19 protein-coding genes are annotated in these 21,075 nt (G+C 42.7%); 10 read left to right on the forward strand and 9 right to left on the reverse strand.

What is annotated here, in order from left to right:
- Positions 1-15: 15 nt before the first annotated feature.
- Both SKC38_RS05065 and ftsZ read left to right on the forward strand, forming a co-directional pair.
- Complete coding sequence (locus tag SKC38_RS05065; protein ID WP_377975658.1) at positions 16-1,503, forward strand: M20/M25/M40 family metallo-hydrolase; 1,488 nt, start codon at positions 16-18, stop codon at positions 1,501-1,503.
- Between the two features lie 52 nt (positions 1,504-1,555).
- Positions 1,556-2,833, forward strand: a complete 1,278-nt coding sequence (gene ftsZ, locus SKC38_RS05070) for a cell division protein FtsZ (protein ID WP_377975660.1) — start codon at positions 1,556-1,558, stop codon at positions 2,831-2,833.
- On the opposite strand, the gene SKC38_RS05075 is transcribed toward ftsZ, so the two are convergent.
- Positions 2,830-3,585, reverse strand: a complete 756-nt coding sequence (locus SKC38_RS05075; RefSeq protein WP_377975662.1) for a copper homeostasis protein CutC — start codon at positions 3,583-3,585, stop codon at positions 2,830-2,832. The genes ftsZ and SKC38_RS05075 overlap by 4 nt on opposite strands.
- Before the next feature lie 135 nt (positions 3,586-3,720).
- On the opposite strand from SKC38_RS05075, the gene SKC38_RS05080 reads away from it, so the two are divergent.
- Positions 3,721-3,942 (forward strand): DUF2795 domain-containing protein, encoded by a 222-nt coding sequence (locus SKC38_RS05080; protein WP_130895915.1) that lies wholly within the window; start codon positions 3,721-3,723, stop codon positions 3,940-3,942.
- Here the strand turns inward: SKC38_RS05080 and SKC38_RS05085 are convergent, their stop codons facing one another.
- On the reverse strand, positions 3,943-5,487 hold the full coding sequence (locus SKC38_RS05085; protein WP_377975664.1) for a glycerol-3-phosphate dehydrogenase/oxidase: 1,545 nt from the start codon (positions 5,485-5,487) through the stop codon (positions 3,943-3,945).
- A 174-nt stretch (positions 5,488-5,661) separates the two neighbouring features.
- Between SKC38_RS05085 and SKC38_RS05090 the strand changes: the two genes are divergently transcribed.
- The 4 genes from SKC38_RS05090 (at position 5,662) to serS (ending at position 9,506) form a co-directional block, all read left to right on the forward strand.
- Positions 5,662-6,342 (forward strand): tetratricopeptide repeat protein, encoded by a 681-nt coding sequence (locus tag SKC38_RS05090; protein WP_377975666.1) that lies wholly within the window; start codon positions 5,662-5,664, stop codon positions 6,340-6,342.
- Between the two features lie 72 nt (positions 6,343-6,414).
- Positions 6,415-6,894 (forward strand): 6,7-dimethyl-8-ribityllumazine synthase, encoded by a 480-nt coding sequence (gene ribH, locus SKC38_RS05095; RefSeq protein ID WP_377975668.1) that lies wholly within the window; start codon positions 6,415-6,417, stop codon positions 6,892-6,894.
- An 11-nt stretch (positions 6,895-6,905) separates the two neighbouring features.
- On the forward strand, positions 6,906-8,225 hold the full coding sequence (locus SKC38_RS05100) for an aspartate kinase (RefSeq protein WP_377975669.1): 1,320 nt from the start codon (positions 6,906-6,908) through the stop codon (positions 8,223-8,225).
- Positions 8,226-8,234: 9 nt separating this feature from the next.
- Entirely contained in the window at positions 8,235-9,506 is a 1,272-nt protein-coding gene (gene serS / locus SKC38_RS05105) for a serine--tRNA ligase (protein WP_377975671.1), read from the forward strand.
- On the opposite strand, the gene SKC38_RS05110 is transcribed toward serS, so the two are convergent.
- On the reverse strand, positions 9,503-10,198 hold the full coding sequence (locus SKC38_RS05110; RefSeq protein ID WP_377975673.1) for a response regulator transcription factor: 696 nt from the start codon (positions 10,196-10,198) through the stop codon (positions 9,503-9,505). The two genes, serS and SKC38_RS05110, sit on opposite strands and share 4 nt — an antisense overlap.
- On the reverse strand, positions 10,188-11,951 hold the full coding sequence (locus SKC38_RS05115; RefSeq protein WP_377975675.1) for a sensor histidine kinase: 1,764 nt from the start codon (positions 11,949-11,951) through the stop codon (positions 10,188-10,190). The genes SKC38_RS05110 and SKC38_RS05115 overlap by 11 nt, the downstream gene beginning before the upstream one ends.
- 126 nt (positions 11,952-12,077) lie before the next feature.
- On the opposite strand from SKC38_RS05115, the gene SKC38_RS05120 reads away from it, so the two are divergent.
- Positions 12,078-12,803, forward strand: coding sequence for a T9SS type A sorting domain-containing protein (locus tag SKC38_RS05120; protein ID WP_377975677.1), 726 nt, complete (start codon positions 12,078-12,080; stop codon positions 12,801-12,803).
- Between the two features lie 66 nt (positions 12,804-12,869).
- Here the strand turns inward: SKC38_RS05120 and SKC38_RS05125 are convergent, their stop codons facing one another.
- From SKC38_RS05125 to ruvB, 3 genes are read right to left on the reverse strand one after another with little or no spacing between them, the layout of a single operon-like run.
- Positions 12,870-14,969, reverse strand: coding sequence for a prolyl oligopeptidase family serine peptidase (locus SKC38_RS05125; protein ID WP_377975679.1), 2,100 nt, complete (start codon positions 14,967-14,969; stop codon positions 12,870-12,872).
- A gap of 2 nt (positions 14,970-14,971) precedes the next feature.
- Positions 14,972-16,147, reverse strand: a complete 1,176-nt coding sequence (locus SKC38_RS05130) for an FAD-dependent oxidoreductase (RefSeq protein ID WP_377975680.1) — start codon at positions 16,145-16,147, stop codon at positions 14,972-14,974.
- Positions 16,147-17,172 carry a Holliday junction branch migration DNA helicase RuvB gene (gene ruvB / locus SKC38_RS05135; RefSeq protein WP_377975739.1) on the reverse strand — a complete coding sequence of 342 codons (1,026 nt, stop codon included), beginning with the start codon at positions 17,170-17,172 and terminating at the stop codon, positions 16,147-16,149. The genes SKC38_RS05130 and ruvB overlap by 1 nt, the downstream gene beginning before the upstream one ends.
- A 92-nt stretch (positions 17,173-17,264) precedes the next feature.
- Here ruvB and SKC38_RS05140 point away from each other — a divergent pair, with 92 nt between their 5' ends.
- Both SKC38_RS05140 and glpK read left to right on the forward strand, forming a co-directional pair.
- A complete protein-coding gene (locus SKC38_RS05140) occupies positions 17,265-17,966 on the forward strand; it encodes an MIP/aquaporin family protein (RefSeq protein WP_377975682.1) in 702 nt (233 codons plus the stop codon).
- Between the two features lie 7 nt (positions 17,967-17,973).
- A complete protein-coding gene (gene glpK, locus SKC38_RS05145; protein WP_377975684.1) occupies positions 17,974-19,467 on the forward strand; it encodes a glycerol kinase GlpK in 1,494 nt (497 codons plus the stop codon).
- On the opposite strand, the gene SKC38_RS05150 is transcribed toward glpK, so the two are convergent.
- Complete coding sequence (locus SKC38_RS05150; protein ID WP_377975686.1) at positions 19,464-19,586, reverse strand: hypothetical protein; 123 nt, start codon at positions 19,584-19,586, stop codon at positions 19,464-19,466. The two genes, glpK and SKC38_RS05150, sit on opposite strands and share 4 nt — an antisense overlap.
- Positions 19,587-19,597: 11 nt before the next feature.
- Entirely contained in the window at positions 19,598-21,073 is a 1,476-nt protein-coding gene (locus tag SKC38_RS05155; protein WP_377975687.1) for a type III PLP-dependent enzyme domain-containing protein, read from the reverse strand.
- Between the last annotated feature and the right edge of the window lie 2 nt (positions 21,074-21,075).

The following is a 21,075-nucleotide window of genomic DNA, read 5'->3' on the forward strand; positions in this document are numbered from 1 at the left end:
CACAAACCATCAACAATGAAAAAAACTTTACTATTCTGTTTAACTGCTTTAATGCTTGTTGGATTTACAAACGCCATCCCATTGGTGGGAGAAGAATCGTTAGAATCCGTCTTCAAGCGAATCAAAGAAGAAGTAGATGCTAACTCACAGGCATATTCAAGTTTGGGTACGGCATGCTCAACCATAGGTCACCGCTTAACCGGTAGCGAAAATGGCAAAAAAGCAGAAGAATTCGCATTTCAATTATTCAAAAAATATGGTTTTCGTGATACTAAATACCAGGGTTTTCAAGTAGAAGCTTGGGCACGTGATACGGTAACTTTATCGGTGGCACCACCCAAATCGGATGACTTCCGTGAAATCCCTGTCGTTTCACTCGCGTTAACGCCCGTGGAATCGAAAATTCAAGGCCAAATTGTGGATTGCGGCAATGGATTAGATGCAGATTTCGCTGCGAAAAAAGAATTGGTCAAAGGTAAAATTGCCCTAGCGAATATTGGATTAATCGATGCACCCGCTGGAAGCAAAAACTTACATCGTTCCGAAAAAACAGCTTTAGCTATTAAATATGGAGCGGCTGGCGTTATTTTCGTCAATACGGTAAAAGGCCAAGTTTTATTAACCGGAACTGCATCGGTGACGGGAAATTTAATTTCCATTCCTGCGGTTTGTATCTCTTTGGAAAGTGGTACCGAAATCAGAAAATGGCTCGTTGACCAACCTGGCTTATTGAGCATGATTGAAATGCATAATGTAAGCCAACCGATCAAAGCGCGCAATGTAGTTGCAACCCTGAAAGGAGAAAGCAGACATTTACGTCATGAGAAAATTATCATCGGTGGTCACTTAGATTCTTGGGATTTAGCGACGGGGGCGATCGACAATGGAATCGGATCGTTTTCAGTGATTGATATTGCCCGCACATTCAAAGCCTTGGGACTAAAGAGCAAGCGCACAATCGAATTTGTGGCATTCATGGGTGAAGAAGAAGGACTTTTAGGTTCGAAAGCCTATATCGAACGTGCGAAAAAAACGGGCGAAATCGATGAGATTGTTTACATGATCAATTTGGACATGGCAAATAATGTACATGGATTTAATGGAGGAGGTCGCGATGAGATGATGCCTTTATTAAAAGAGATTGGTGATAAAATCAAATCCATCGATCCAAGTTTCGCGAATGATTTACACAATGCAGCAGGTTTGCACTCAGACAATCAAGCCTTTTTGATGGAAGGAATTCCAGCGGCGGATCCGATGGGAAAATTAAGTAAGTCGGTACTTGATTGTTACCATGCGAACTGCGACGTGTTTAGTTTGGTGAACAAAAAAGAAATGGAAAATAATGTCAAATATACATCCATGCTCTTGTATGCCTTAGGGAATGCAAACGCAATTCCGGCGAAGAAATTAGACTTTTATTCGACACGCGATTTCTTTATCAAACAAAACCTGCGCCACGAGTTAGAGCTCGGAAATGAATGGCGCTGGGGAAATAATTAAATTCTCAGCATTTTGATTATTTTTGCAACAAATTGATTTTTTCTATACCCTTATGAATACGACTAATCCTTCTTTTTACGACCACGACATGGAAATGATTCCCGAAAACACCTTCAAATCAATTATCAAAGTCGTAGGTATCGGTGGCGGCGGATCCAATGCGGTGAAGCACATGCAGGAGATGGATATTAAAGGTGCCGACTTGGTTATCTGCAATACCGATTCACAAGCTTTGGCTTCGAATCCGGTGCAGACGAAGATTAAGTTAGGCCAACAAGGATTAGGAGCGGGTACAGACCCAGAAGTAGGCCGTTTGGCAGCGATGGAAAGTCGGGAAAAAATCCAACACATGTTGTCGAATGAAACCCAAATGGTTTTCATCACAGCCGGTATGGGTGGAGGAACAGGAACGGGAGCAGCGCCAGTTATTGCTGAAATTGCAAGAGAACGTAATTTGTTAACCGTTGCCGTTGTAACAGCACCTTACAATTGGGAAGGACGCGATAAAATCCAATATGCCCTGAACGGCGTAGAATCACTGAAAAAATATTGTGACACGGTCATCGTGGTCATGAATGATAAATTAGCTGAGCATTACGAAAACTTGCCAATGTCAGAAGCTTTCTCAAAAGCAGACGATGTTTTGGCCAAAGCGGTTAAATCCGTTGTGGACGTAATTGCGAAACCTGGCGATATCAATACGGACTTCATGGACGTGAAGAAAGTCTTGACGAATGCCGGTCGGGCAATGATGAGTTCCGCATACGGAATCGGCGACAATCGCGCATTTGATGCCATCGCGGAAGCTTTGACATCACCATTATTGAACTCACAACAGATCAATGGCGCAAAACGCATCTTGGTAACGGTTTCTACGGGAAGTGGCAATCCGTTGAAGATGAAGGAACAAAACATCATTATCAATTACCTAAACGAACGTATCAAATTACAAGCAGATATGGTCAAATTCGGATTCTCAACCGATGAAGAATTAGGGGATAGCTTGTACTTAACAGTTATCGCAGCAGGATTTGAACATGAAGGAGATGAGTTCAGTACTTATTTCGAAGGCGCTGAAGTGAATTATGAAACAGCGGATGATTCAGGTCAACGCGAGTTTACACCAGGCAGCACGATTACCTTGGATGCTGAGTCAGCGAATAACCCGATGAATGAGGAGGAGCGTTTCAGCTACATGGTGGATGTTTACGCAAACGGAGGCCTGAGCGAAACGGAATTCGAAGTTCCTACCTACCGCCGTAATTCTGTCAAGTTATATGCGTTGAATAGACTTCCCGAGGAAGAGTGGGTAACAACTGATTTGTACTAATCCAATCGAACTTGTTGTATTGTTTCGCGAATTAATGCTTCGCTAGCGTACGCTATTTCAAATTCGGACACTTCTGTCAAACCGCCCATCGAAATACCCGGTCTGCGATAATCCATCGCGGAATCCCGCACGGTTCGCGCACTGGTGTGCACGGCATCAACTCCTATGTCGATAAATTGTTGGCAATTCTGTGGATTGACACCACTTCCCGCCATAATTTCAATTCGACCAGCAGCCTTTGCAACTAATTGGGCAATGTTTTCAATTCCCTCAAGCGCCTTGTTCTTTTGTCCAGAAGTCAATATGCGTTGGAATTTTAATTCGATCAATTGCTCCAAAACCACCTCTGGCTCCCGACTTACATCGATTGCCCGGTGGCAAGTCAAGGGAAAATCCCCTACCCTGTTTCGTACGTCCTGAAGAAACTCAACATCCAAATCGCCATTAGGCAGAAGAGCCCCAACGACCAATCCATGTACACCTGAACGAATTAGCTCATCAGCCTCCTCAAGCATTGTTTGCTTCTCGTAAGCATCATAACAAAAATCGCCTCCGCGCGGACGTAACATCGCATGAACCTCTAAACTCGTTCTAGCTAAAACTGCTCTAACAAGCCCCGCCGACGGCGTACATCCACCGTCATGTGGCGATGCACATAACTCAACACGGTCCGCACCTGCACGATCAGCCGCCAAACAAGATTCCAATGAATAAGCACAAACTTCTACCGCGAGCCTCGAATTTCTTTCCATAAAAATAGGCCTAAATAGGCCGTTAAATAGCTTTTTTGATAATTAACGAAAATTTAAGAAATAAATCTTTTATAAATATTTTTTTATTTTACTTTTGCACACAGATCAAAATGAAATAATAAAATTACTTAAAATATGTATTGGACATTAGAACTTGCCTCCTACCTAGAAGATGCGCCTTGGCCAGCTTCCAAAGATGAATTAATCGACTTCGCGATCCGTACCGGATCTCCTTTAGAAGTTGTTGAAAACTTACAAGAATTAGAAGACGATGGTCAACCCTTCGAAAGCATCGAAGAAATTTGGCCAGATTATCCGACAAAGGATGACTTCTTCTTCAACGAAGACGAATATTAATTAAGAGGCGAAAGCCTCTTTTTTTATGGCCTTAATTTCCTCACTTAGGCCCTGGTTACGTAAAGCAATCCCCCAGCGACGAAGCAAGACATCGTCCCAACAAGTCACCATTTCATGTTGCTTCAAATAATCAATTTCAGATTGAATATAAGGCAAGTCAGGATGCAACAATTGGGTATCCCCTTGAAGCAAAGCAAAACTGTTTGAGCCATAGGTTTCCCATAAATGTTGTTGTGTAGATTCTGATAATGTAGAGGCATCTTGCAAAAATTGTTCGCGCAAAGATTCGTTACCTCCCGACAAAACATGATTGGCCGTCAAACAAGGTTGGGGAACTTGGTTCAATACCTCTCGTTCTAAGACGTCCATCGTATCAGCAGCCATCACCCGGTAAGTGGTCCATTTACCACCCATGATGCTGACCAATTTACTCCGGCCATCCACTTCAACTTCGTGATCACGTACCAATGATTTGGTATCAGACGCCATAGCAGCATCTAAGGCAGCTTGTAGCAAAGGCCTTTGGCCCACAAACGTAGAAGTCACATCCGATCGAGAGGCTTTTCCCGAAGCGTAGCGATTAAAATAATCGAGCAGGTAATCGATTTCCTCCGACAAAATTGGCGGGTTTTCACGTAAGGTATCAGGCTCGTCGGTGGTTCCCACCAACACATAGTTTCGCCATGGAATCACAAAAATCACCCGACCATCATCTGTTTTTGGAATCAATAAGGCTGTTTTACCAGGCCAAAAAGTTGCCGGTAACACAATATGTGCACCCCGACTCACCTTCATGCGAGGTTTTAATTTCGGATTCGCCATGGCACGAATCGCATCCGTAAAGGGCCCAGTTGCATTGACAACGGCCTTCACAGCTATTTGATAAGCTTCCCCAGAAATGACATCCTGAAAACAAACCTCCTTGACTTTTAAACTTTTGGGAGAATGCACAAAACTTGTAAGTTCCGCATAGTTCAACACACAAGCGCCTGCCGCTTCCGCAGATTGGAGAATTGCCAGTGCATAACGTGCATCGTTCAATTGGCCGTCATAATACAATACACCTCCACGCACATGCTCCAACGAAATGGCAGGACTTAATTCGCGCATTTGTTTTGGGCCTAAACCTCGACTGGGTTCTAAATTTGTGTGACCTGCAATTTGATCATATAACCACATACCAATGCGGTAATAAACTCGATCAAACCAAGTATAACAAGGCGTCAATAAAGCTAATGGATGGGCCAAAAAGGGCGCATTTTGCAATAAAATTTTACGCTCATGCAAGGCTTTGTAAACCATTTTGAATTGTTGCCAATCCAATTTTTTGACAGCTTGTTCTAGATAACGAACGCCGCCATGTACCAACTTCGTTGATTTGGAGGAAGTTTGCGATGCAAAATCACCTTTTTCGATTAATAGCACTCGGTAACCGCGCAATGTAGCATCCAATGCCACACCAGCACCCGTCGCGCCACCTCCGATGATACACAAATCAAAAGGCTCTGATAATTTCTTTATTTGGTCCGCGCGATTAAAGGCCATCCGTATAAATTAGGTTTACAAAGGTTAAAGTACGATTTACTTCAATTTACTCAACAAATTCTAAAATAAAACGCAAAAGATTCATTTAAAATTGATAAAAATAGAAGAGATTTTATAATTTTGCAGTCCTTTGGCTAGCAACATATAGTCAAAGTATCAAAGCATTATAATTTTATGGCAAAGAAGAAAGACGTTAACGAATCCATTGAAATCATTGAAAGCCCGGAGGCACTTCAACACGAATTAGAAAAAGTCACTGGATTTTTCGATCAAAATAAATCAACTATTATTGGTGCTGCAGTGCTTGTCGTTGCGATCATCGTGGGATACTTTGGTTTCCACTGGTACCAAAACACACAAGATGCTGAAGGTGAGAAGAAATTATACAAAGCGGTTTACGCATTTGAATCAGATTCATTAGCAGCTGCATCGAAAGATTTAGCGAAAGTTTCGGATGAATTTGGTGGCAACACACAAAATTTAGCTGACTTGTATTTGGGTATTACTTTGTTGAAACAAGGTAAATACGATAACGCAATCGAGAAATTGAAAAATTTCAGCAGCGGCGATTTATTAGTTCAAGCGCGTGCGTATTCGTTAATTGGTGATGCATATTCTGAAAAGAAATCCTATGCTGAGGCAATCGAATATTATACAAAAGCAGCTGATTACAAATCAAACAAGTTCTTTTCGCCAGGTTATTTGTTGAAACTTGCTAACGCATACGAAGCAAATAAACAATCGAAAGAGGCATTGGATACATACACAGCAATCACGGAAAAATATCCAGAAGCTGCTGAAGCAATTCCAGCGAAGAAATATAAAGCGCTATTAGAAAGCTCTATCTCTGAATAATAAAGTTTACGAAATTGTCATGAGGGGATAAGAGCATCAGCTTTTATCCCCTCTTGATTTAGCCCCATCACCATGTCAACTGCCTTAAAAAACTTAAGTGATTTTAGTACTGCCAACTTGCCGGATGTTTCCCAAAAGCGATTCGCGATTGTAGTCGCAGAATGGAACACAGAAGTCACGGGCGCCTTATATACAGGAGCTTATGATACACTATTGAAATACGGCGCTCAAGAATCAAACATCGTCAGCGTTCAAGTTCCAGGCAGTTTTGAATTAAGCTTAGGAGCACAAAAGATGGCTGTGAAAGCAGACATCGATGCGGTGATTTGTTTAGGCTGTGTCATTCAAGGCGAAACACGTCACTTTGATTTCATTTGCCAAGCCGTAGCTGATGGCATTACAAATGTGAGTTTGAAATACAATAAACCGGTTATTTTTGGCGTATTAACACCAAATAACCAAGAACAAGCCATGGATCGCGCAGGCGGCAAACATGGCAACAAAGGAGATGAGGCAGCGATTACTGCCATTAAAATGTTAGCAATAAATTAAGATATACTATTATGCAAGTTTGGAAATTTGGCGGCACATCCGTAGGAAAGCCAGAAAGAATGCAATCGATTCGTCAACTTATCACAGAAGACGGAAAACCTAAAATTGTTGTTTTATCTGCATTATCAGGTAGCACGAACGCATTGTTATCCATTTCAGAATCATTAATCGCACAAAATCAAACGGAGGCGAAAACCAAAGCGTCTGATTTACGTGCGCATTACGATGCCTTTTTAACCGAGCTTTACCAAACGCCTGCGGGTCTTGCGAAAGGTCAAGCAATCGTTACGAAGGAATTTACGTTCATCGACAACCTGATCGCTACGGTACCTTATACCGTTAAACAAGAGAAGGAAATGGTCGCTTTGGGCGAATTGTTATCGACGCAAATTTTCGAAGCCTATTTGCAAGAAGAAGGAGTAAATTCAACATTATTACCTGCTTTGGATTTTATGGTTATCGATGAAGACAATGAGCCAATCATGGCTGAAATCGAAACGAAATTAGCGGCAACCTTAGCTCCTGTCAAAGACAAGCAAATCTTCATCACACAAGGTTTCATTTGCCGCAATCCAGCAGGCGAAGTTGACAACTTGAAACGTGGAGGTTCCGATTACACCGCTTCGTTAATTGGAGGTGCCATTCAAGCCGAAGAAATCCAAATCTGGACGGACATCGACGGAATGCACAACAATGACCCGCGCATCGTGAAAAACACCTTCCCGATTCGGGAATTATCATTCGCAGAGGCAGCCGAATTAGCCTACTTTGGCGCAAAGATTTTGCACCCAAGCACAATTACGCCTGCTAAAATCAAAGGTGTTCCTGTTCGTTTGAAAAACACCATGGAGCCAAGCGCCTTTGGAACCTTGATTTCGGAAAAATCGACAGATGTAGAAATCAAAGCCATCGCAGCCAAAGACAATATCACGGCTATTTACATTCACTCGACTCGGATGTTGAATGCCTATGGATTCTTGAAGCGTGTGTTTGAGATTTTCGAAAAATACAAAACACCCGTGGACATGATCACAACATCCGAAGTTTCAGTTTCGGTAACGATTGATCAAACCGCGAATTTGGATGCCATCATGCGTGAACTGCGTGAATTTGCCGAGTTAGAAGATCCAGATAAAGACCAAGTAATTATCTGCATCGTGGGTAATTTCTGGGCTGACAAAGAAGGAATTGCGATCAAAGTGTTGGATGCCATCAAAAACATCCCGATTCGCATGATATCCTACGGAGCTTCTGAGCATAACATCTCACTTTTGGTTGATGCCAAACATAAAAATGATGCATTAAACGCATTGAACGAAGGACTTTTCTAAACGAACGCCATGTTAACGATTCCATTTATCCGTACATATACGGAACTTACGATTGCCGGTTTAACAAAAAAACACGTAGCTAATGCTGCTGAAATTGTGAACCAACTCATCGCGATGGACGACAAACGGAAGTCCTTGCTCCAACAAGCAGAGCAGGCTTTGGAAAAATCCAATGCTGCTGCCAAGGAAATTGGGGCGCTTATGCAATCTGGACAGAAGGAGTTAGCCGAAGGAAAGCGTGCAGAAACAGCCGCACTAAAAGGTGATATCAAAGTCATGGAAGAAGCGGCACGTGTCGCGGAGAAAGAATTAACCGACTTGCTCGTTACGCTTCCGAACCTTCCCCACAGTTCTGTTCCGGAAGGAAAAGTTGCGGAAGACAATGAAGTCGTTTTAAACTGGGGGACTATCCCAACCTTAAACGAAGGAGCCAAACCCCACTGGGATTTGATTAAAGATTATGACATCATCGACTTTGATTTAGGTAATAAAATTACGGGTGCTGGATTTCCGGTATATAAAGGAAAAGGAGCTCGTTTGCAGCGTGCATTGATCAACTTCTTCTTGGATGAAGCAATCAAGGCTGGCTATTATGAGATCCAACCTCCTATCTTGATCAACGAAGATTCAGGATTTGGTACGGGACAATTGCCTGACAAGGAAGGTCAAATGTATGTAACCCAAGCAGAAGGATTGTATTTAATCCCAACGGCTGAGGTACCTATTACCAACTTGTACCGTGACGTGATTGTCAACGAGAAAGAATTACCCATCAAAAACGTAGGCCATACGCCATGTTTCCGTCGGGAAGCGGGCTCTTGGGGCGCACACGTACGTGGCTTGAATCGCTTACATCAATTCGACAAAATCGAAATTGTACAGATTCAAAAACCGGAAAATTCATACGCTGCCTTAGAAGAAATGTCCTTGCATGTGCAAAGCATTCTACAAAAATTAGAATTGCCTTACCGTGTCTTAAGACTATGTGGTGGAGATATGGGCTTTACATCTGCGTTGACCTACGACATGGAGGTATGGTCGGCGGCACAAGGAAGATGGCTGGAAGTGAGTTCGGTTTCCAACTTTGAAACGTACCAAGCAAATCGCTTGAAATTGCGTACGAAGATCGAGGGAAAATCAATTCTATGTCATACCTTGAACGGATCAGCATTAGCATTGCCTCGTATCGTGGCTGCTATTTTGGAAAATAACCAAGGACGAGATGGCATTAAGATTCCAGCTGTTTTGGTTCCTTATACGGGCTATACGCACATCAACTAGTCCACACTCAATCGGAAACCCTCGCCGTGCAAATTCAATAATTGTACGCGAGGGTCTTCTTTTAACAACTTGCGTAGCTTTGTCATGTATACATCCATGCTGCGCGCATTGAAATAGGTATCATCTCCCCAAATCAATTTCAGTGCATAGGACCTACTAACCGGTCGGCCTAAGTTCTCACACAATAACTTCATGAGCTCGTTTTCCTTTGGGGTAAACTTTTGTTCGTTCCCTTGAAAAACCAGGCGCATTTTCGCCGGATAGTATGTAAAATCGCCTAATTGAATTTCATCTGCCAAAGCCGGTAAAGATTTATCCGAATGGGCCCGACGCAGAATGGCTTCCATGCGCGCAACGAGTACGTCCATAGAAAATGGTTTGGTTAGGTAATCATCCGCCCCCACTTTAAACCCTTGCAAGGTATCTTCTTCCATGGATTTGGCCGTCAAAAAAATAATGGGCACATCTAAATGAGTCGCGCGAATATCTTTGGCCAAAGAGAATCCGTCTTTCTTGGGCATCATGACATCAAAAACGCATAGATCAAAAGTCCCCTTAACGAAAAAGTCCAAGGCCTGATCTCCATCATGCGCCCAAACTACTTCATAGCCCTTTTTCTTTAAAAATTCGCTCAACAATAGCCCCAAATTAGGGTCATCTTCTGCCAATAAAATTTGTGGATTAATTGCCATAAGGTATCGTAATTTCAAATGTACTTCCTTTTCCTAATTGACTTTTCACTTGGACATTCCCTCCATGTGCTTCAACAATTTTCTTCACATAACTCAATCCCAAGCCAAAGCCTTTGACATTATGCACATTACCTGTGGGAACCCGGTAAAAGGGCTCAAACACCTGGGTTAACACATCTTTTTGCATCCCGATTCCCTTGTCAGTAACTAAGATCGTAAATGTCGAATCAATGACTTTCGTTTCAATCGTAATCTCGGGAGCATCAGCACTGTATTTAACCGCATTGTCGATCAGATTGTTTATCACATTACTCATGTGAACTTCATCAATCAATAATTCTGCAGGATGGTCCGAAAATGCGGTATGAATCACCCCATTTTTGGCCATCAACATCGGCTGATTCATCTCAATAACCTGCAGAATCAGTTCATGCATATTAACCTTTTTCTTTTTCAACACAATTTCTTCCCGTTCCATTTGAGCCGTTTGCAAAACGCGCTCTACTTGTTGGCCTAAACGCACATTCTCATCCTTAATTATCCCCAAATAGCGTTGAATACTTGCATTTTCATGTACACTGGCATCTTCCTGAATCAGCTGGGTAGCTAGGGAAATGGTTGAAATGGGCGTTTTGAATTCATGGGTCATGTTATTGATGAAATCATTTTTGATTTCGGCCAATTTCTTTTGCTTGAGGATAGTCATCATGGCGATGTAAAAACAGCCGACCATGATGAAAAGCAAGATCGCGGAGCCTAATAAATTCAAGCCCATCGTTTGCCAAATGAAGCCCATCGAGTCAGGGAAGTACACATGCAAGAATTGACCCGAGGCATGCAGGTCATTCGGGAAAAGTGCCGCCATGAATTGTGGCGTATGTTTTTTGATGCTTGAATTGGAAGTAAAAATCCAATCTTTCGCTTGCTTGGGTGCTTGCGGAGCAATACCAAAGGCATAATTTAATTGAATATGTTTCGCGGCTAATTCTTTGCGTAACATACTATCGATGTAATGCGGTTCAACGCGTTGCGGAATCGGGCGCTCTTTGAACAAAAAATCCGAAAAAACCTCTCTCGCTAAAGCAGTTTTTTGGATCACTTTGTCAACTTCTTTGGGAGCAACATCAGCTACGGACGGCTTCAAAGGCAATTGCTCCTTTTTAACACGCGTTTTCGTATCTTTTTTGATAAACTGGCGATGTCGCATTGCCCGCTGGCGTTTTTGAACTCGGGGCGCTAACAAATCAGCAATCTGCTGGTCTTCTTGCAAGCGCCGTTGGATATCTTGTTCCGGATCCACATCAACTTGATACTCCTCCGTAATTTCAGCAATCTGTCCATTGGGAAGCAAAAATGATTTTCGAACATACATGATGTCGGATCGCACTTCATTATGAATCGCACCTCGTTGGTTATTTGAAATACCTTCAGGACCAATAAAATTCTCCGCAATCGGGGAATCTGCAGGCGTTGGCGCAACCGGGCGTTTCGGTTTAAGGCTAGCTAATTTAGTAGACAAATCCTTTATTTTTTGTTGGTGCGCCTCATAGGTTTTATGGCGTTCTGCAAGCATCACGAGTTCTTGCTTTTCCAATTTTCGAACCACCTGTGCCAACCCATCTTGTACGTCGGATGCGAATTGCTCCTTCTTGGTCTCCAACATAAACCCCAGCCAATATGCCTGAAAAGCAATAAGCCCCAGCAATGCGAGGGTCATCAAGCCAATAATCAAGCGTATTTTCTTTTGAGTCATTTTATTATAAAAATCGAAAGCACAAATTTATCAAAATGCAGGGAGGATAAAAGAGCTCTTAACACTTCTTAACAAACAAGATTCAAAGGCATTTCGTAAGTTTGCTCCGCATTAAAAAAATAACGTATGAAATATTTTATTCTAACGGCCGCTTTGGCCTTCGCGAGTACAACAGCTTGGGCTCAAGAAAAACAAGAAGCAACGATCAAAATTGTTGTTGATGACAACGGTAAGCAAAAAGTTATTGAGCGTCACTTTTCCGACATCAGCAAGGCGGAAGGCGAAATCAAAAAGCTATCTGACTCGCTTGATTTAGAAGTGAAAATCTCCGGAGACAGAAAGAAAATTATTCGCATGGATGTGAATAAAAAAGAACTAAAAGGCGGCGATGTTGTCATTGAACGCCATGCCGGTTCACCCACTCCTGGTCAAGAAAAACGTGTCATGATTATTCGCAAAGGCGATAAAGACGGCAACATCATATCTGAGGATATCCAAGGTCCTCGTGAATTTAAATTCGAATTTGATGGCCCAGGTGATCGCATGAAAGCATTCCGTAAAATCCATAAAGACGTTCTAGGTGAAGGCTCCAAAACCATTCATGGCTTAAAAGCTACGCCCAACAAACCTTTCAATGGAAAAATTAGCGTAAAGTTTAACGCCCCCGAAAAAGGAAATGTATCGATTTCAATCCTTGATGTCAACGGCAAAGAATTAGCCAATGAGCAAATCAAAGATTTCCAAGGAGATTACTTGGGACAAATCGATATCAAGAAAGCAGGTGCTGGTGTCTATTTCATCCGTGTTAGCCAAGGCGCCGACGGAGCTGTCAGACGAGTTAAGGTTGATTAGTTATAATCTTTCCTGAGCAATTGCCCAGAAAAGATTGAAAAGTCCCAGACGCTGTCTGGGACTTTTTTATTTACCCATATTCGCCCAAGCAAAGGCATACATATCCGCAGTCAATTCAATCAATTTCGCCGTATTACTCGAACCATGTCCACTGTTTGTATCAATCCGAATAATCACCGGATTCTTACTTGTATTCTTCGCTTGCAAAGTTGCCGCATACTTAAATGAGTGCGCAGGAACCACACGATCATCATGATCCGCTGTGGTTATCAAAGTCGCAGGATAAGCTTTTGCTTCGATGTTATGCAAAGGCGAATAGCTATACAACACCTTAAATTCTTCCGCATTATCACTTGAGCCGTAATCTGCGATCCAGTTCCAACCGATTGTGAATTTTTGGAAACGTAGCATATCCATTACCCCAACACCTGGCAATGCCACGCCAAATAATTCAGGATGTTGGTTGATAACCGCCCCCACAAGCAATCCTCCATTCGACCGACCTGAAGCGGCTAAATACGACGCAGAAGTATATTTTTGTTTGATTAAATACTTCGCTGCATAAATAAAATCATCAAAGACATTTTGCTTATTAAGCTTCATACCTGCCTGATGCCATTTCTCCCCATACTCACTCCCGCCGCGTAAATTTGCCAATACATAGACTCCACCTTTTTCCAACCAAGCCATTAAACTTGCGGTGAAAGTGGGCGTAGAACTAATGTTAAACCCGCCATATCCGTGCAAAATCGTTGGGTTTTTGCCATTCAATACCAAGCCTTTTTTACTCACAATGAACATCGGAACACGCGTCCCATCTTTGCTCGTATAGAACTTTTGAATCACTTGAAAATCTTCGGGCTTGAAGGCCAAATGAGGCTTTTGGAATATTTTACTCGTGTTTTGAGCAATTTCATATTTGTAAACCGTTGGCGGAAAGTTGAATGACGAATAAGTAAAGAAACTATACTTATCCTCCTTCTCGCCATGGAAACCGCTTACATTACCTAGACCAGGTAATTTCACAGATCCGATGCCTACTCCGTTGTAATTGTAAATCAAAGTACGCGAAGTAACATCTTTTAAATACGTCAAATACAGTCGGTGACCCGCACTCGTAACAGCCTGCAATGGCTCCGAACGTTCAGGTACCAAAGGTTTCCAATTTGCCTTTTCCGGCTTTGCCAAGGTCAACTCCATCAATTTCCCATTGGGAGCGCTATCGTTTGTTTCTAAAATTAGGCGATCCCCTTCATTGTCAACGACCGAGTAATGAAAGGCACCCGGTTCGCGGACGATCGGTCGGAAGACATCACCAACAACATCCGTACGAATAAACCACAATGCATTGCCATCCAAGCCTTTGCCGCGATCGCTAATCGTCAAATAGGCTAAGGTTTCATCTTCCGATGTGCTCATCGTATGAAAGCGCTGCGGGTTTTTCTTGTCTTCGTAGACCAATCGATCTTGACTTTGTGAGGTACCTACTTGGTGAAACCAAACTTGATGATTTTCATTTTTCGTACTTAGTTCTTTGCCTTCTGCGGGCGCCGGATAGCGCGAATAATAAAAGCCATCCCCTTTCCAGGCAACGCCACTTACCTTCACCCAATTCAATTGATCCGGCAAATCTTGACCCGTTTCCATATCCCTTACGCCAAAAACCTGCCAGTCGCTCCCGCCTTTACTCAATCCAATACAAGCATAGCGACCATTTTTACTCAGGCTAAAAACAGTCAAACGCGTCGTAGCATCCGAAGATAATTTGTTGGGATCCAATACCTCTTCTGGAGTACCTGTTAAACCTTTTTGGCGATACAAGACCGATTGATTTTGCAAGCCCGAGTTCTTGTAAAAATAAAACCAATCGCCTCGCTTGAACGGCGCAGAAATTTTCTCGTAATCACTCAATTGCTCGATGCGCTTCTTGAAAGTTTCGCGTAAGGGTAAGGTTTCCAAGTAACCAAAACTAACTTTGTTTTGGGCCTTCACCCATTCCTTTGTTTCGGCACTGTTATCATCCTCCAACCAGCGGTAGGGATCTGCCACGGTGACACCATGATAGACATCCGTATGTTCCACCTGGCGGGTTTTCGGATAAACCAATTGTGACCATGCGGCCGAATTTACAAGCATTCCCATGAGTAAAATCAATAACTTTTTCATACTTATTTATTTTTTGGTAACCATAAAATGGCATCTGCAGTAAGAAGGCCATTGGCCCCACGCTGTGATACCAATACATCGCCTGTTGTATTGTCTTCAAAATGATAGGTCCCCACCGGAACCCAAGTTTCCGTTGTGTTTGGTGCTAAACGAAGCGTCGCCACATGGCGAACTTTGGCAACATACACCTCTAAATTAATCACGGTAGTTCCTCCTCGTACGGCAGGAATGTAATAATAAAGTTGGTAATCACCTTTCAACGGTGTTTTAGAGGTAAATCGTACGCGAGAACCCAAATCATCCAAAGGATTTGTTTGCAAATATGTTCCGCCAAATGTACCTGGCTGATTTTTGATTTTATTCCAATGCCCGATGATCTCCATATTCGCCGCCTCCGCATCATCGACGATTAACTCCGGACGAGAGCCATCCATCCAAGGATTGAATTTATAATAACGATCGACTTCCTCGGTGCTTATTTTGCCAACAGGAATATCGCGCAAAATAGACTCCACGGCTTTGATGGCCGCCGACTGCCCCAATTGCATGTTGATTACATCGACCCCTTTCCCGGCAATCAAAACAGGCGCTTGCAAATTTGCCCAAGTAGGTTCAGCATAAATCAACCGAGTAGTTGACCCGCCCATCCCATCTTCTTCCAATTCCTTGGTGGCTTGATATCCCGTTTTCAACAACATATCTCCGTTGTAGGAACAATCAATATAAGATTTGGCTTTCACTAATTTTACCCCTTCCTCAGCTTGCAAACTCAATTGTTTGACCTCATTTCCTTCAACCAAACTTGCTATTACCTGATGCCCTGGCCAAACAACGATTTTAGCGTCATCCAAATAAGCCTGTAAAACCTCATATCCCATGGAGGACTCAAATTCAAAGGCTTGAAACTTTCCCAATTTCCCACCTACTTTACGAAAAAAGTCGCGAGGTAATCCATGAATTTGGGCAGGATTCAAATCAAATTTCATCCCAAAGCCTTGTTGGGCATAGGGTAACGTTGTTGAAGCATCAATCAGCAAAGTCTTTTTCCCTGCCGCTTTTGCTGCATAAGCTGCCATCACACCAGCTGGTGTAGCGCCATAGACGATGACATCAAAAGATTGCACCTTTTGGCCAAAACAGGTGGAGGCCAACAATAAAAAACAGATAAGATAACGCATTAAAATAAAGATCCGGTTTGAGCTTTGGGTTCAATACCTACGTGACGATAGGCTTTTTCGGTCGCTTCACGTCCACGTGAAGTACGTTTTAAAAATCCTTCTTGAATCAAAAAGGGCTCATAAACTTCCTCAATCGTTTCTGCTTCCTCACCACAAGCCGTGGCAATAGTCGTTAGTCCCACAGGCCCACCTTTGAACTTCTCGATAATCGTCATCAAAATCCGATTATCCATTTCATCCAAGCCATTTTGGTCTACATCCAAGGCATCCAAAGCAATTTGTGCGATGCGCACATCAATTTCTCCATTGCCTTTTACTTGGGCAAAATCACGCGTCCGACGCAGTAAATTATTGGCAATACGCGGAGTTCCTCGGCTCCGGCGCGCAATTTCAAATGCCCCCGACTCTTCGATAGGCATCTTCAAAATTTGTGCGGAACGCTTAACGATACCCGTTAATAATTTGGCATCGTAATATTCCAAACGGGCATTAATCCCAAACCGAGCACGTAATGGCGAAGTCAAAAGGCCCGCACGTGTGGTAGCACCGATTAAGGTAAAAGGATTCAAACTAATCTGGATACTCCGGGCATTCGGGCCAGAATCCAACATAATATCAATCTTATAATCCTCCATGGCCGAATATAAATACTCTTCCACGATAGGATTCAAGCGATGAATTTCATCTATAAATAACACATCAAAAGGTTGCAAATTCGTCAACAATCCGGCTAAATCAGACGGCTTATCCAAGACAGGACCTGAGGTGATTTTCAAGGTAGAGCCTAACTCATTTGCAATAATATGCGAAAGTGTCGTTTTACCTAATCCTGGAGGGCCGTGCAACAAGACATGATCCAAGGCTTCCTCGCGGGCTTTAGCAGCACCTACGAAAATTTTGAGATTATCAACGATTTTTCCCTGACCGGTAAAATCGAAAAAACTCAACGGACGTAAGGCTTTATCGATCTCACGTTCCTGTGGATTCAATGCTTCCGCATCCCCTGTTAAATAATCTTCCCGCATAGGACTCTGTTGATTCAAAATTGAACTCAAAGATAATTTTTTTATTGCGAAGATTTTATAGTTTTGATAAACCAACAAGAATATCTAAACCTATGAGCTCCATTTTTATCGGCGAGTTAGCCGGAACAGCTACCTTATTATACCTCGGAAATGGCGTTGTTGCCAATGTCCTCTTAAAAAATACCAAAGGAAACGGAACCGGATTATTAGCCATCGCAGCTGCTTGGGCCTTTGCCGTAACGGTTGCCATCTTTGTTTCCACTTATTTCGGAAGTTCAGGAGCTCATTTAAATCCGATTGTTACGATTGCTGGTTGCGTCAAATCAGGCGATTGGAGTTTGTTCCCGACCTTCATTGGGGCACAATTATTGGGAGCTATGCTTGGGCAATTATTAGTTTGGCTACATTACAAACCACATTACGATATCACAGAAGATGCAGGTGCAATAAAAGCTTCGTTTTGTACGGATCCTGCTATTCGAAATAGTCCATTCAATTTTCTATCTGAAGCCTTTGCTTCTGCTGTGGCAGTACTAGCATTAGGAACATTCAGCACCATCGAAACAGGCTTAGGACCATTTATGGTTGGAATTTTAGTATGGGTCGTTGGCCTAGGATTAGGCGGAACAACTGGCTACGCGATTAATCCTGCCCGTGATTTAGGTCCTCGCATCATGCATGCCATTTTACCCATTAAGCACAAAGGCGATTCCGATTGGGGATATGCCTGGATTCCAGTCTTAGGACCAGCTGCTGGTGCTGTTTTAGGTGCATATTTGTTGACCTTAAATTAATACGAACATGTACATCGGATCGATTGACCAAGGAACCACCAGTTCGCGTTTTATTATTTTCAACAAAGGCGGTGAAATTATTTCCGTAGGCCAAAAAGAGCATAAACAAATTTATCCGCAAGCCGGTTGGGTCGAACATGATCCCGCTGAAATCTGGAAAAACACGCAAGAAGTGATTGGTTTAGCCTTAGGGAAGGCCAACCTTTCAGCGAAAGATATTGCTGCGGTGGGAATTACCAACCAACGGGAAACAACCGTTGCCTGGAACAAACACACAGGAAAAGCGTATTACAATGCTTTGGTTTGGCAAGATACGCGGGTAGGAAACGAATTAGCTGAGCTTGCCAAAGATGGTGGCATGGATCGTTTTCGTGCTAAAACAGGTTTACCATTGGCCACATATTTTAGTGGTTTAAAATTACGCTGGTTACTCAATAACATCGAAGGCCTCCGTGCAGATGCTGAAAAAGGCGATGCTCTTTTTGGCAACATGGATACCTTCATTGCATGGCACCTAACAGGGGGGACAGCAGGGGGAATTCACATCACGGATGTGACCAATGCCAGCAGAACCCAATTGATGGATTTAGCCACGTGCCAATGGGACGACGAAATCCTAGAAGTCCTGAATATCCCCAAAAAGATGCTTCCTGAAATCAAATCGAGTTCCATGGTCTATGGTTATGCGAAAGGTGTTTTGGGAGGTGTGCCTTTGGCGGGGATTTTGGGGGACCAACAAGCCGCGTTGGTAGGTCAGACTTGTTTTAATCCTGGCCAAGGGAAGAATACCTATGGAACAGGATGTTTCTTGTTGATGAATACGGGTTTAAAACCGGTTCCTTCCCAACATGGACTTCTGACCACTGTTGCTTACCAATTAGGCAACGAACCGGTGCATTATGCACTAGAAGGATCTGTTGCAATTACCGGAGCACTCGTGCAGTGGCTGCGCGATAATTTGGGAATCATTAAAAACAGTCCCGATATCGAGAAACTCGCGAAACTCGTAGATGATAATGGAGGTTGCTATTTTGTCCCAGCATTTTCGGGCCTATATGCACCCTATTGGAAATCAGATGCGCGTGGTGTCCTTGTGGGATTAACACGTTACATCAATAAGTCACATATCGCACGTGCAGCGCTCGAAGCGACCGCTTTCCAAACCTGGGAGGTATTAGAAGCCATGGAAAAAGATGCAGGAATTGCAATTAGTTCCTTGCGCGTAGATGGAGGCATGGTGGTCAACCAATTATTGATGCAATTTCAATCGGATATTTTAGGCGAAGAAGTTATTTGCCCGAAAATCATTGAAACGACAGCCTTAGGGGCTGCGTACGCTGCTGGTCTAGCCGTGGGCTATTGGGAAAACTTGGATGACTTGCGGAAAAACTGGGCGATTGCCCATACCTGGAAGCCAAACATGCCAGCCGAAAGCAGAGAAAAGCTTCGGAAGCAATGGAAAAAAGCTGTTACAAAAAGTTTCGACTGGGCGGAGGACTAAGCTCTTTTTACCTTTGGAGCATCCGCACGTGTCGTTCCATAAGCTGGGCAGTTGGCTTGTTGAGAGCATGAGCTCAAAATCATACCAGCCAAAACACTCATTGCGATAATTTTTTTCATGATATATTGAGTTAAACAGAAGCTAATTTCTTTGTATTTCCTTTTGGCACTTCATTGCTGGCGTCTGCAACAACCGTGTTATCAGCCGGATTATTGTAACCTAAAATATGCAACATCGAACCGCTCGCTTGCTCCTCTTGGAATAAACGCGTAGTAATCGTCCCATCTTCCAATCGGTCTACGATAACGTGTTTAGGCGCAGGAATCAAACAATGTTGAATTCCACCATAACCTCCTAATGATTCTTGATAAGCTCCGGTGTGGAAAAAACCTACATATTGACGCTCTTGATCCTCTTCGAAAATCGGCAAGTATAAATCGGAACTATGCGCTTCCGTATTATAAAAATCCATCGAATCACAAGTCAATCCCCCCAAATTCACCTTTTGATAAGGTGAGCTCCAGTTATTAACCGGTAACATAATGTATTTTTGGTTCATGCCCCATGAATCAGGCAATTGCGTAATGAAAGAACCATCGATCATGTACCACAACTCTTTATCATTTTGCAATTTTTGGTCAATGATTTCATATAAAACCGCGCCACTCTCCCCTACGGTATAAGAACCGAATTCCGTGAAGATATTCGGTACGGGCACATTGTTTTTATTGCAAATCCATGAGATAGATTCCACAATTTCATCCACCATCGCTTGATAATCATAGTTGAACTGAAGCGACGTTTGGATAGGTAAACCACCACCCAAATCAATGGAATCCAGTTCAGGGCAAACCTTCTTTAATTCACAGTATTTGTAAATGAAGCGGCTTAGCTCCGACCAATAATAGGCTGAATCCTTGATACCTGTGTTGATGAAGAAGTGTAACATCTTCAAGTTGAACTTCGGATTCGGCTTAATTTTATCCTCATATAAAGAGATCACATCTGAATAACGAACGCCTAAACGCGAGGTATAGAAAGCAAAATCAGGTTCCTCATCTGTCGCAATGCGAATAGCTAGATTGGCTTTTTCGGCAGTTACCGACTTCTCGTAAAAATCGATTTCTTTCAAATTATCAAGGATAGGAATGCAATTGAATCCATCATTGATTAATTCCGAAATGTATTGCGTGTACAAAGGTTGCTTGTAACCATTGCAAAGAATATAAGTCGACTTTGAGATTTTTCCCTGGTTGTACATATCCCGGATAATCGGAATATCAAATGCGCTGGATGTCTCTAAATGCACATGTTGCTTCAAAACTTCCTCTAAAATAAAGGAGAAATGCGAAGATTTTGTGCAGTAGCAATAGGTATAATTACCCTTGTAATTATATTTCTTAATAGCGTTACGAAAAAGCAATTTGGCATTTTCGATGTGCTCTGAGATCTTAGGTAAATAGGAAACTTTTAACGGCGTACCATATTGTTTGATGATTTCCATCAAGGGGACGTTGTTAAACAACAACTCATTATTCTCATTGATATTGAATTCACGCGTTGGAAATTCAATGGTTTGATCAATTAGATCGACGTAATTTTTCATTC

Origin of the sequence: Aquirufa echingensis, from assembly GCF_042714525.1 — a bacterium.
Taxonomy (GTDB): Bacteria; Bacteroidota; Bacteroidia; order Cytophagales; family Spirosomataceae; genus Aquirufa; species Aquirufa echingensis.